Source organism: Streptomyces botrytidirepellens, from assembly GCF_003721215.1.
Lineage (GTDB): Bacteria > Actinomycetota > Actinomycetes > Streptomycetales > Streptomycetaceae > Streptomyces > Streptomyces himastatinicus.
The window spans coordinates 1-12,400 of sequence record NZ_RIBZ01000262.1 but is presented as its reverse complement, the minus strand read 5'-3'; the positions used below and the strand labels follow the sequence as shown (position 1 = coordinate 12,400).

Sequence of the window (12,400 nt, the reverse complement as noted above, 5' to 3'; positions counted from 1 at the left end):
CACGGGCTTCCGTGCGGGGCGCGGCCCTTTTTCGAGTCTGTGCGGTTCGTGTCCTTCCGGCTCCGGACCGCGATGCTTCCGCTGCCTGGATAATGACTTCCGTTCACCGCTGGTTCCGAAGGAGCGCTCCCTATGATCCCGCCCGTCGTCCACTCGCTGCGCGAGCAGATCCGCGAGCACATCGTGGAGGGCATCGTCAGCGGGCGGTGGAAGCCGGGCGAGCGCATCGTGGAGCGGCGCATCGCGACGGAGCTGGAGGTGAGCCAGACGCCCGTACGGGAGGCGCTGCGCGAGCTGGAGACGCTGCGGCTGATCGAGTCGGCTCCGAACAAGGGCGTCCGGGTGCGGAATCTGACCGCGTCCGACCTGGAGGAGATCTATCCGGTGCGGGCCGGTCTGGAGCAGATCGCCGCGGAGCTGGCGGCGCCCCGGCTGGCCGAGGACACCTCGGCGCTGGAGCCCGAGGTGCGGGCGCTGTACGAGGCGGACCGCAGGGCCGACGGCGAGGCCCAGGTGCGGCACACCGTGGCCTTCCACCGGGAGCTGGTGCGGGCGTCGGGCAACAGCGTGCTGCTGCACACCTGGGAGTCGCTGGGCATCGAGATCTGGACGACGCTGTCGATCCGCTGGCTGGGCACCGTTCAGCAGTCGTACGCCGAGGAGCACGAGGCGGTGGTGGACGCGTTCCGGCGACGGGATCCGCGGGTGGGCGAACTGGTCAAGGCCCATGTGCTCGGCTGTGCACCGCGTGCCTGATTTCACGGCACGGAATGCCAATTTCGGCCTACGGACAAGTTTTTCCCTTCACCTACTTTGATCGATCATCGATCAGAACTTACAGTCGACCGCATGACCGATCTCGCAAGCACGCAGCCGAGTGCGCTCGACCAGTTCCCCGACCGGGACCCCGAGGAGACCGCCGAGTGGGGCGCCTCGCTCGCTGCCGTCACCCAGGCCGCCGGACCGCACCGCGCCTCGTACCTGATGCGCCGCACCCTGGAGCGCGCCGAGGACACCGGGCTGTCGCTGCCGCCGCTGCTGGAGTCGGACTACGTCAACACCATCCCGACCGCCGCGGAGCCCGCGTTCCCCGGTGACGAGGCCATGGAGCGCCGGATCACCGCCTGGAACCGGTGGAACGCGGCGGCGATGGTCACCCGCGGCAGCGCGGACGGCCTCGGCGGCCACATCGCCACCTTCGCCTCCGCCGCCTGGCTCTACGAGACGGGCTTCCAGCACTTCTTCCGCGGCAAGGAGGCCGACGGCAGCGGCGACCAGCTCTACATCCAGGGCCACGCCTCCCCCGGCATCTACGCCCGCGCCTTCCTCGACGGCCGGCTGACCGAGGAGCACCTGGACCACTTCCGCCGTGAGGCGGGCGGCGACGGCCTGCCCTCGTATCCGCACCCGCGCCGGATGCCGTGGCTGTGGGAGTTCCCCACCGTCTCGATGGGCATCGGCCCGATCTCCGCGATCTACCAGGCCCGCTTCAACCGCTACCTGGCCGCCCGCGGCATCAAGGACACCGCGAACTCCCACGTATGGGCCTTCCTCGGCGACGGCGAGATGGACGAGCCGGAGTCGACCGCCGCCCTGGCGCTGGCCGGGCGCGAGGGCCTGGACAACCTCACGTTCGTCATCAACTGCAACCTCCAGCGCCTCGACGGCCCGGTGCGCGCCAACTTCAAGATCGTGCAGGAGCTGGAGGCCCAGTTCCGCGCCGCCGGGTGGAACGTCGTCAAGTCGCTGTGGGGCTCCGCCTGGGACGAGCTGTTCGCCCGGGACGCCTCCGGTGCGCTGGCACGCCGCCTGCGCGAGGTCCCCGACGGCCAGTTCCAGACGTACGCGACCCGCGACGCCGCCTACATCCGCGAGCACTTCTTCGGCGCCGACCCGGCCCTCGCGGAGCTGGCGAAGTCGCTGTCCGACGCCAAGCTGGCCGAGTGTTTCCACACCTCCCGCGCGGGCCACGAGCCGCGCAAGGTGTACGCGGCCTACCGCGCGGCCGTGGAGCACAAGGGCGCCCCGACGGTCGTCCTCGCGCAGACCGTCAAGGGGTACACGCTCGGCCCCACCTTCGAGTCGCGCAACGCGAACCACCAGATGAAGAAGCTGACCGGCAAGGAGTTCCGCGCCATGCGCGACCTCCTGGAGCTGCCCATCCCGGACAGCAAGCTCGACGACAGCCTCGTTCCGTACGCCCACCCCGGCCCGGACTCCCCCGAGGTCCGCTACCTCCAGGAGCGCCGCGCCGAGCTCGGCGGCCCCGCCCCGGCCCGCAAGGTCCACCCGGTGGCCCTGCCCGAGCCCGCGGCCAAGCCGTTCGAGACCCTGGCCAAGGGCTCCGGCAGCCAGGAGATCGCCACGACCATGGCCTTCGTGCGCCTGGTCAAGGACCTGATGCGGGACAAGGAGACCGGCCACCGCTGGGTGCCGATCGTGCCCGACGAGGCCCGCACCTTCGGCATGGAGTCGCTCTTCCCGACCGCCGGGATCTACTCCCCGCTCGGCCAGACCTACGACCCGGTCGACCGCGATCAGCTCCTGTACTACAAGGAAGCCGAGAACGGTCAGATCCTCAACGAGGGGATCACCGAGGCCGGTTCGATGGCCGACTTCACCGCCGCCGCCACGTCGTACGCGACGCACGGCGAGCCGACGATCCCCTTCTACATCTTCTACTCGATGTTCGGCTGGCAGCGCACCGCCGACCAGATGTGGGCGCTCGCCGACCAGCTCGGCCGCGGCTTCCTGATCGGCGCCACCGCGGGCCGCACCACCATGACCGGTGAGGGCCTCCAGCACGCCGACGGCCACTCGCACCTGATCGCCTCCACCAACCCGGCGGCGCTCGCCTACGACCCGGCGTTCGCGTACGAGGTCGGCGTGATCGTGCGGGACGGGCTGCGGCGGATGTACGGCCCGCAGGCCGAGGACGTCTTCTACTACCTCACGGTCTACAACGAGACCAAGGTGCAGCCCCCGATGCCGCAGCACGACGGCGTCGAGGAAGGCATCGTCAAGGGCCTCTACCGCTTCCAGGAGGCCGAGGCGCCCGCCGCCGACGCCCCCCGGATCCAGCTCCTCGCCTCCGGCACCGCCATCCACTGGGTGCTGGAGGCCCAGAAACTGCTCGCCGACGACTGGGGCGTGGCCGCCGACGTGTGGTCCGCCACCTCCTGGAGCGAGCTGCGCCGCGATGCCCTGTCCTGTGACGCGGCGCAGCTCAACGGCGAAGACCGGGTCCCGTACGTCACCCGTGCCCTGGCAGGCGCACCGGGCCCGGTCCTCGCGGTCAGCGACTGGATGCGTGCGGTACCGGACCAGATCAGCCAGTGGGTCGAGCAGGACTGGTACTCGCTCGGCACCGACGGCTTCGGTCTCTCCGACACCCGCGAGGCGGCCCGCCGCCACTTCGGCGTGGACGTCCACTCGATCGTGGTCACCGCGCTGGCCCGGCTCGCCAAGCAGGGCGCGGTCAAGAGCACGGCCCCCAAGGAGGCCGCCGAGCGCTACGGCATCTGACCCCGCGGCGCCGCCCCGTCACGGCATGATGGGGCGGTGCGTGCCGCGCGGCTGATCAAGATGGTCCTTCTGCTCCAGGCTCGGCCCTCGATGACGGGGGCCGAGCTGGCGCGTGAGCTGGAGGTTTCGGAGCGCACGGTGACGCGTGACGCCGCCGCGCTCTCCGAGGCCGGGGTCCCGGTGTACGCGGACCGTGGCCGGGCCGGTGGCTACCGGCTCATCGGCGGCTACCGCACCCGGCTGACCGGCCTCGGCCGCACCGAGGCCGAGGCGCTGTTCCTGTCCGGCGTGCCGTCCGCGCTGCGCGAGATGGGGCTCGCCGACGCCGCCTCCGCCGCCCGGCTGAAGGTCTCCGCCGCGCTCCTGCCCGAGCTGCGCGACGCCTCCCACACGGTGGCGCAGCGCTTCCACCTCGACGCCCCGGGGTGGTGGCAGGAGCCGCAGACGCCCTCGCTGCTGCCGGACGTCGCCGACGCGGTGTGGGACGACCGGCGGCTCGCGGTCCGCTACCGCCGCCGGGACACGGAGGTGGAGCGGGAGCTGGAGCCGTACGGGCTCGTCCTCAAGGCGGGCGTCTGGTACCTCGCGGCCCGCGCAGACGGCCCCCAGGGCGATTTTCGGGTCTACCGGGTGGACCGTCTCGCCACGGTCGGGCCCGCGCCCGGCGAGGACCGGTTCCGGCGCGTCGAGACGTTCGACCTGCCCGCCTTCTGGGAGGAGCGGGCGGCGCAGTTCGCGCGCTCGATCCTCCGCGAGGAGGTCACCGTGCGCCTCACCCCGGAGGGCGCCCGCGCACTGCCGTACGTCACGGACCGTACGGCGGGCGAGGAGGCCGTACGGTCCGCCGGGGAGCCGGACAGCGAGGGGCGGATCACCGTGACGCTGCCGGTGGAGTCCGCCGACGTCGCGTACGCCCAGCTCCTCGCCCTCGGCCCGGAGGCGGAGGTGCTGGCGCCACCGGAACTGCGGGAGCGGTTCGCGGCGGCGGCACGGCGGATGGCGGACCTCTACCCGTAGCTACCGGTAATCGGCGGCCGTGCCCTCCTTGCCGCCGAAGACGACGTCACGGAAGTACCCGAAGGCGTCCGGCCGGGAGCCGTCGAGGTCGGTGAAGCCGTAGACCTTGGCCAGGTCCCCGCTGAACACGGACTTTCCGTTCCAGCGCGCCCGGTCCGGGTCGGCGGCGAGCGCGGCGACCGCGCGCCCGACGAAGCGCGGCGTCTCGGCGATGGCGAAGTGCTGCTCCTGCTCGACCGCGTCCCGCCAGTTCTCCTCGGTCACCCCGAAGTGGTCCAGCATCTGCTCGGAGCGCAGGAAGCCCGGGGAGACGCACACCGCGGTGCCGTCGAACTCCTTCAGCTCCTCCGCGAGCCCGAAGGCGGTGCGGATGGGGGCGTTCTTGGCGAGGTCGTAGAAGAGGTTCTCCCGGTAGGTCTTGTTGAATTCCGCGTTGCCGTCGGTCACCTCGATCACCAGGCCGCCCGGGTTCCGGATCAGCAGCGGGAGCGCGTAGTAGCTGGTGATCAGGTGGGTCTCGACGCCGAGCCGGAGCATCCGCAGGCCCCCCTCCAGGTCGCCCTCCCAGGACTTCTTGTTGCCGAACACGATCAGGTGCTCGCCGCCCCAGACGTCGTTGACCAGGACGTCCAGCCGCCCCTGCTCACGGTCGATGCGCTCGATCAGCGCCCGTACCTGCTCCCGCTCCAGGTGGTCGGTGGGCACCGCGATGCCGGTGCCGCCCGCGGCCGTGACCAGCTCCGCGGTCTCCTCGATGGTCTCCGTCGGCCGCCCGACCTCGCTGACCCGGTCCCGGGTGGTGCGTCCCGTCGCGTAGACGGTGGCGCCCGCCGCGCCCAGCTCGACGGCCATGGCCCGGCCCGCGCCGCGCGTGGCGCCCGCGACGAGTGCGACCTTGCCTGCCAGTGCGCCCTGTGTGCTCACGTATGTATGTCCTCTCCGTGGAGCCGTCCTCAGTGACGCGTTCGACGATCGCAAGGAAACCCGACACCTCCTGTCGCATATAACAAGAGGGCCGCATCTGGGTCGCTCCGCGTGCGGGGGTGGGCGCGAGGGCCGATGCTGGTCCCGTGATGATGGACGAGACGGAGTTCTGGGGGCTGGTCGACAGCGCTCGGGAGGCTGCCGAGGGCGACCCCGAGGACCAGTCCGACCTGCTCGTCGAGCAGCTGTCACAGCTCGACCCGGACTCCGTGCTGGACTTCGCCCGGCACTTCGAGGCCCGCGCCAACCGGGCGTACCGCTGGGATCTGTGGGGCGCCGCCTGGGTGCTGCTGGGCGGCGTCAGCGACGACGCCTTCGAGGCGTTCCGCTACTGGCTGATCGGCCAGGGCCGGGACGTCTTCGAGGGCGCGCTGCACGACCCGGACGCGCTGGCCGAGCTGCTGGAGGACTTCGACGATCAGGTGGACGGCGACTGTGAGGACCTGGGGTTCGCCGCGGACGAGGCGTACGAGCAGCTCACCGGCGCGGTGCTGCCGGACCTGGGGCTCCCCGAGCGGCCGGACGAGCCGGTCGGCGCGACGATCGACCTGGAGGACGACGAGGCGCTTGCGGCGCGGTACCCCCGGCTGTGGGAACGCTTCCGCGACTGACCTGAGGCAGCGCCGTCGGTGACGCGACTGACGTCAGGCGGCGCCGTCGGTGACGCGACTGACCTCAGGCGCCGTCGGTGAGGGGGCGGCCCATCAGCACGTCGTCCACGTACGCGCCGTCCAGCAGGAACTCCCCGCGCAGAACGCCCTCCACCACGAACCCCTCCGACTCGTACAGCCGCCGCGCCGGGAGGTTGTGGCCGAGCACCCGCAGGGTGATCCGGCTCGCGCCCTGCCGCAGTGCCTCCTCGTACGCCGCGTGCAGCAGCGCCCGCGCCACGCCCCGGCCGCGCACCCGCGGGTCCACGGCGAGCCCCTGTATCTGGCGGACGTGCGCGTTGCTGGCCAGCTGCGTCGGCGGGACGAGCCGCACGAAGCCGACGGGGCGCCCGTCCAGCTCGGCCACCATGTTGTGGACGGGGCGGTTGCGGTGGGTGAAGAAGGCGTCGTACGGCGGCTCCGGGGCCGGCAGTACGGAGTGCAGCGTCGACCAGGTGCGGCGCTCCAGAGCGACCAGCTCCTGTTCGTCGTCGAGCACGGCGCGGCGGATCAGCGGCGCGGGCACCGCGGACGGCTGGGGCGGGGCAGAGGGCTCGGACATGCTGGTCACTCTGCCACGCGCCCTTCGACGTCCGACATCCCCCGGATGATCGGGGGCAGGATGGGACCATGCGCATCGCGGTCACCGGTTCCACCGGGCTCATCGGGACGGCCCTCGTCCACTCCCTGCGCCGGGACGGCCACCAGGTCGTGCGGCTGGTGCGGCGAACTCCCCGCGAGGAGGCGGAAGTCGAGTGGGATCCGCACCGGCAGTGGGTCGACACCGCCGGGCTGACGGGGTGTGAGGCCGTCGTCCACCTCGCGGGCGCGGGCATCGGCGAGCACCGCTGGACCGATGCGTACAAGAAGGAGCTGCGGGACAGCCGGGTGCTGGGCACGGCCGCCATCGCCGAGGCCGTGGCCTCCCTGGACACCCCGCCGCGGGTGCTGGTCAGCGGAAGCGCGGTGGGGTTCTACGGGGACACGGGGGAGCGCGCGGTCGATGAGAGCGCGCCCCCTGGGCACGGTTTCCTCCCGGACCTGTGCCAGGACTGGGAGGAGGCGACCGCCGCGGCGCAGGAGGCGGACGTGCGCACGGTGTTCATCCGCAGCGGTCTGGTGATCGCGCCCGAGGGCGGCGCGTGGGGGCGGCTCTTCCCGCTGTTCAAGGCGGGCCTCGGGGGCCGGATGGGCAGCGGCCGGCAGTACTGGAGCTTCATCGCCCTGCACGACCACATCGCCGCGCTGCGCCACATCCTGGACACGGCGGACCTCAGCGGCCCCGTCAACCTCACCGCCCCCTCCCCCGTGACCAACCGTGAGATCACCGAGGCCATGGGCCGGGTGCTGCGCCGCCCCACGCTCCTCCATGTGCCCGCCCCGGCGCTGCGGATCGCCCTGGGCGAGATGTCCACCGACATCCTCGGCAGCGTCCGGGCCCTCCCCCGCAAGCTGCTGGACTCCGGCTTCTCCTTCACCTACCCGCATGTCGAGGAGGCCCTGAAGGCGGCCGTGGGCGGACGGCGCTGACGGGTCGCAGGGGAACGGGACAGGTCGTAGGGGAACGGGACGCCACGAAACGGAACGGCCGAACCCGATCGGCGTGCGACCGTTGTGCGCCCGTGCTCGGTCGATGCGCGTCTGTCATCGACCGTTTTTGCCCTTACCGTCGTGACCGTTCCGATCCGCTCCATCCCGACCCCGGGGAGGGAACGTGCTCACCAGCGCGCACCGCACGGACGTCGTCATCGTGGGAGCCGGACTCGCGGGGCTGGCCGCCGCCCAGTTGCTGACCGGCGCGGGGATGGAGGTCACCGTCCTGGAGGCCGCGCCCCGGGTCGGCGGCCGCATGACCACCGATACCGTCGACGGCTTCCGGCTGGACCGCACCGGGCAGCTGGTGAACACCTCGTTCCCCGAGCTGCGGCACACCCCGGGACTCGACACCCTCGCCCTGCGCCCCTTCTCCCAGGGGGTGCTGGTGCACGGCGACGGCCGTACGCAGCGGATCGGCACCCCCCGCGGCTCCCGGAGCGGCTCCCGGAGCACAAGGGGCGCACTCACCACGGCGCGCGCTCTCGCGAGCGCTGCCCGCGCGCCCCTGGGCGGCGGACTCGATCAGGCCCGACTCGGTGCCGCGCTCGGCAGGCTCGCCGCCCTGCCCGCGGACCGCCTCCTCGCCCGCCCCGACCGGCCGGTCCACGAGACCCTGGCGGGGCGGGGCCTTCCCGCTCGTACCGTCGAGAGCGTGCTGCGCCCGCTCCTCGTCTCGCTGCTGAGCGACCCGGGCCTGAACACGTCCAGCCGCTGCGCCGACCTGGTGCTGCGCGGCTACGCCCGCGGCCGGCTGTGCCTTCCGGCGGGCGGCGCCGCCACCGTCCCCGAACTGCTGGCCGCCACGCTGCCGCCGGGGACCGTCCGCACCGGCGTANCCCGAACTGCTGGCCGCCACGCTGCCGCCGGGGACCGTCCGCACCGGCGTACGGGCCACCTCGGCCGCCACCACCACCGTCACCACCGCCGGACACGGCGAGTTCCGCTGCCGGGCGGTGCTGGTGGCCACCGGGGCGCACGACGCCGCCGAACTCCTCCCCGGGCTGCGGCTGCCCGCCTTCCACCCGGTCACCGTGCTGCACCACACCGCCGACCAGCCGCCCCTGCGCGAACCCGCGCTGATCCTCGCGGCGGGTGGCCAGGGCCCCGTCGCCCACACCACGGTCGCGAGCGAGGTCGACCCCTCACGCGCGCCGGGCGGCCGGGTGCTCATCACCTCCACCGTGCTGGGCGCCGCCGCGGGCCTGCCGACCGCCGAACTCGACCGGCAGGCCAGGGCCCAGCTCGCCACCGTCTACGGCACCTCCACCACCGACTGGGAGCTGCTGGCCGCCCACCACGACCCGCACGCCGTACCCGCCATGCCCGCTCCGCACGACCTGCGGCGCCCGGTGCGGCTGCTGTCCGGGCTGTACGTATGCGGCGACCACCGCGACGCCAGCACCGTGCAGGGCGCCCTCGTCTCCGGCCGCCGCGCCGCCCGCGCGGTGCTCCAGGACTTCGGCGCCACCCCCGGCTCCGACACCCCGGCGGTCCCCGCGGCGGCGGCCTGATACCGCCCGCGCCGATGACGCGATCGGGAGCGTAGGGCAATTCCCGCGGGCCAGGATTCCGGCATGGCCACGGTGCTCGCGCCTCACTTCTTGAGCGCCTTTATCCCCTGTGCCACACCGAGCAGACAGCCTGCCCCGGCCAGCAGAATTCCCAGCGCCGGCTGAAAATCCGCGGCCCACGCCAGGAAGACGTAATCCTTCCCCTTGGCGTTCATGACGACGGAGCCGATCCCCACCGAGATCATGCCGATTGCCAAGCCCATGTCCTCATCACCATTCCTCAGCTCTGCGGAGGGAACACGAGAACCGTATATCCCTCAACCCAGGCCATGGCAGCGAGATATGACAGGTGTACAGGCATTTCCTTCCCAGGTACCGGAACGATGTACATCCTTCGATGTAAGGCCCGCCCGAGCGGTCCGCACTCGATGAATAAATGACATTGACAGGGCGCCACCGGCCTCTGTTTTATACGCCCGTGAAGAGCCGTCACCTCATGACCGACGACACCTTTCTCGACCACGTCGCCGACCGGCTCGCCGCCCTGCCGGGCGTGCACGCCGTCACCCTCGGCGGCTCGCGCGCTCAAGCGACCCACGCCCCGGACAGCGACTGGGACCTGGCCCTCTACTACCGGGGCGGCTTCGACCCGGCCGAGCTGCGCGCGGTGTGCCGCGCGGTCGGCTGGGAGGGCGAGGTCTCCGAGGTCGGCGCCTGGGGCGGGGGCGTCTTCAACGGGGGCGCCTGGCTCACCGTCGACGGCCGCCACGTCGACGTCCACTACCGCGACCTCGGCGTCGTCGACCACGAACTCGCCGAGGCCCGGCAGGGCCGCTTCCACTGGGAACCGCTCATGTTCCACCTCGCGGGCATCCCCAGCTATCTGGTCGTCGCCGAACTCGCCGTCAACCAGGTGCTCCGCGGCACCCTGCCCCACCCCGGGTACCCGGAGGCGCTGCGCGCTGCGGCTCCCCCGTTCTGGCGCGAGCGGGCCGCCCTGACGCTGGCGTACGCAGGGGGCTCGTACGCCCGGCGCGGCCAGGCCACCGAGGTCGCGGGCGCGCTGGCCACCGCCGCCATGCAGACCGGCCACGCGGTGCTGGCGGCGCGCGGCGAGTGGGTCACCAACGAAAAGCGGCTCCTGCGGCGGGCGGGCCTGGACCGCCTCGACGCGATCACGGCCGGGCTGCGGCCCGAGCCCGAGGTTCTGGCGCGGGCGGTCGCCGAGGCGGAGGAGGTGTTCGGGGCGGCGTCCTGAGCGGCCCCGAACACAGCCATACGGCCTCGGGCGCCCACACTTCGCCGGGCGCCGAAGCGACCGCGGCCTAGGCTGAACCCATGGCCGCCTCCCCCGCCTCTCCCGCACGCGACGCGGACATCGCCCGCGCCGCCACCGCCCTCGCGGACGCCTCCCGCGCCCGGATCCTGCTGGCGCTGGCGGAGGGGCGGGCACTGCCCGCGAGCGTGCTGGCCACGGAGGCGGGGGTGAGCGCCTCCACGGTGAGCGGGCACCTGGCGAAGCTGCTGGGGGCCGGTGTCGTACGCGTCGAACGGCAGGGGCGGCACCGCTACTACCGGCTGACCGGCCCCGCCGTCGGTGAGGCCATCGAGGCGCTGGCCAGGATCGCGCCGCCGCTGCCGGTCACGTCGCTGCGGGCGTCCTCCCACGCCAACGCCCTGCGCCGGGCCCGCACCTGCTACGACCACGTCGCGGGCGGCCTGGGCGTGGCGCTGATGGGCGCCCTGCTGGAACGCGGCGTGCTGACCGGCGGCGACGGACGCCACCACCCGGAGACGGCCGAACGCGACCGGCTGTCCGCCCCCGGCAACGACACCCCGTACCGGCTGACCGACCGGGGACGGGCCGAGCTGGCCGCGTTCGGCGTGAACGCGGACCAGCTCCACGGCCGCCGCCCCCTGATCCGCTACTGCGTGGACTGGACCGAACAGCGCCACCACCTGGCGGGCGCCCTGGGCGCCGCGATCACCGACCGGCTCTTCGAACTGGACTGGATCCGCCGGGGAACGCGGCGCCGGGCGATCGATGTGACGGAGAAGGGCACGGCGGGCCTGGCCGACACCTTCGGCGTCGCCGCGGGCTGACCCCACGCGAGGGTGCGGACCTAGCCCAGCGCCGCGACCCGTTCGCGGTAGCCGCGGACCGGGGCCGCGTCGCGGTACGGCTCCAGGCGGCGCTCGAAGTCGCGTACGTAGTCCAGCGCCCGCGCCGACCGCATCTCGGACGCCTGCTGCGCCGCCTCCGCGCCCAGCGCGCACGCCTGCTCCAGCTCGCCGAGGCCCAGCCGGGCCGTGGCCAGCACCACCCGGCTGAAGAGGCGGCTGCGGGCGAACGCGGCGCCGCGCAGCCGCAGGGAGCGCTCCGCGTGCTGGGCGGCGGCCCGGTACTGCTGGAGGTCCCGGTGGCTGTGGCCGAACTCGTCGGCCAGCTGCGCCTCGTCGAAGCTCCGCGCCCAGTACGGCACGTCGTCGCCCGGCCGCGACGTCTCCAGCGCCCGCTCGGCGCGGGCGAGCGAGGCGGTGCAGGCCCGCACCTCGCCCAGCACCGCGTGCCCGCGCGCCTCGACCGCGTGCAGCAGGGACTGGAGCACCGGCGGGGCGCCGCCGCCCACGCCCTGCTGGGCCACCCTGGCGAGCTGGACGGCCTCCCGGCCGTGGCCCAGATAGACGGCCTGGCGGCTCATGGTCACCAGCACATAGCTGCCGTACGGCCGGTCCCCGGCGGCCTGCGCGAGCCGCAGCGCCTGGACGAAATACCGCTGGGCCAGGCCGTGCGCGGCGATGTCGTACGACGTCCACCCGGCCAGCCGGGTCAGGTCCGCGACGGCGCCGAACAGCCGCCGCCCCGTCGTCTCGCCGTACGTGCCGCGCAGCATCGGCTCGCCCTCGTGCTCCAGGTAGCGCACCAGGGCCTGCCGGGCGTGGCCGCCGCCGTACGTCTGGTCCAGCGTCCGGAACAGCTCGCTGACCGAGCGCAGCGCCGCGATGTCGCCCGGGGTCACCCGGTGGCCGGGCCCGCGCTGGACCCGGTCCGCCTGCCGCTGCCGGGGCAGCGGCGCCCGCCCGGCGGAGCCGCCCTGGCCCATCGCCCGGTCGACG

The 12,400-nt window shown here is 73.2% G+C and carries 11 protein-coding genes and 1 pseudogene; 8 read left to right on the top strand and 4 right to left on the bottom strand.

Features of this window, described 5'->3' with window-relative positions:
• Nucleotides 1-132: 132 nt before the first annotated feature.
• From EEJ42_RS20675 to EEJ42_RS20665, 3 genes are all read left to right on the top strand, one after another.
• Complete coding sequence (locus EEJ42_RS20675) at nucleotides 133-756, top strand: GntR family transcriptional regulator (RefSeq protein ID WP_123101675.1); 624 nt, start codon at nucleotides 133-135, stop codon at nucleotides 754-756.
• Between the two features lie 93 nt (nucleotides 757-849).
• On the top strand, nucleotides 850-3,525 hold the full coding sequence (gene aceE, locus EEJ42_RS20670) for a pyruvate dehydrogenase (acetyl-transferring), homodimeric type (protein ID WP_123101673.1): 2,676 nt from the start codon (nucleotides 850-852) through the stop codon (nucleotides 3,523-3,525).
• A 36-nt stretch (nucleotides 3,526-3,561) separates the two neighbouring features.
• Nucleotides 3,562-4,542, top strand: coding sequence for a helix-turn-helix transcriptional regulator (locus tag EEJ42_RS20665; protein WP_123101671.1), 981 nt, complete (start codon nucleotides 3,562-3,564; stop codon nucleotides 4,540-4,542).
• Here EEJ42_RS20665 and EEJ42_RS20660 read toward each other — a convergent pair whose 3' ends face one another.
• Nucleotides 4,543-5,466, bottom strand: a complete 924-nt coding sequence (locus tag EEJ42_RS20660) for an SDR family oxidoreductase (RefSeq protein ID WP_123101669.1) — start codon at nucleotides 5,464-5,466, stop codon at nucleotides 4,543-4,545.
• Nucleotides 5,467-5,618: 152 nt separating this feature from the next.
• Here EEJ42_RS20660 and EEJ42_RS20655 point away from each other — a divergent pair, with 152 nt between their 5' ends.
• Nucleotides 5,619-6,137: a DUF4240 domain-containing protein gene (locus EEJ42_RS20655; RefSeq protein ID WP_123101667.1), complete on the top strand. Its 519-nt coding sequence runs from the start codon at nucleotides 5,619-5,621 to the stop codon at nucleotides 6,135-6,137.
• A 64-nt stretch (nucleotides 6,138-6,201) separates the two neighbouring features.
• Here EEJ42_RS20655 and EEJ42_RS20650 read toward each other — a convergent pair whose 3' ends face one another.
• Entirely contained in the window at nucleotides 6,202-6,738 is a 537-nt protein-coding gene (locus EEJ42_RS20650) for a GNAT family N-acetyltransferase (RefSeq protein WP_123101665.1), read from the bottom strand.
• A 68-nt stretch (nucleotides 6,739-6,806) separates the two neighbouring features.
• On the opposite strand from EEJ42_RS20650, the gene EEJ42_RS20645 reads away from it, so the two are divergent.
• Together EEJ42_RS20645 and EEJ42_RS20640 are read left to right on the top strand one after the other, a co-directional pair.
• Entirely contained in the window at nucleotides 6,807-7,706 is a 900-nt protein-coding gene (locus EEJ42_RS20645) for a TIGR01777 family oxidoreductase (RefSeq protein ID WP_123101663.1), read from the top strand.
• A 184-nt stretch (nucleotides 7,707-7,890) separates the two neighbouring features.
• Nucleotides 7,891-9,283 (top strand): annotated as a pseudogene (locus EEJ42_RS20640) (NAD(P)/FAD-dependent oxidoreductase).
• A gap of 83 nt (nucleotides 9,284-9,366) precedes the next feature.
• Here EEJ42_RS20640 and EEJ42_RS20635 read toward each other — a convergent pair.
• Complete coding sequence (locus tag EEJ42_RS20635; RefSeq protein WP_123101661.1) at nucleotides 9,367-9,546, bottom strand: hypothetical protein; 180 nt, start codon at nucleotides 9,544-9,546, stop codon at nucleotides 9,367-9,369.
• A gap of 233 nt (nucleotides 9,547-9,779) precedes the next feature.
• On the opposite strand from EEJ42_RS20635, the gene EEJ42_RS20630 reads away from it, so the two are divergent.
• Nucleotides 9,780-10,541 carry a nucleotidyltransferase domain-containing protein gene (locus EEJ42_RS20630; RefSeq protein WP_123101659.1) on the top strand — a complete coding sequence of 254 codons (762 nt, stop codon included), beginning with the start codon at nucleotides 9,780-9,782 and terminating at the stop codon, nucleotides 10,539-10,541.
• 80 nt (nucleotides 10,542-10,621) lie between these two features.
• The gene (locus EEJ42_RS20625; RefSeq protein ID WP_123101657.1) at nucleotides 10,622-11,386 is read left to right on the top strand and encodes an ArsR/SmtB family transcription factor; all 765 of its coding nucleotides are present in this window, start codon (nucleotides 10,622-10,624) and stop codon (nucleotides 11,384-11,386) included.
• 20 nt (nucleotides 11,387-11,406) lie between these two features.
• On the opposite strand, the gene EEJ42_RS20620 is transcribed toward EEJ42_RS20625, so the two are convergent.
• A partial coding sequence (locus EEJ42_RS20620; protein ID WP_484422009.1) for an NsdA family TPR-like regulatory protein occupies nucleotides 11,407-12,400 on the bottom strand: 994 nt, incomplete at its 5' end.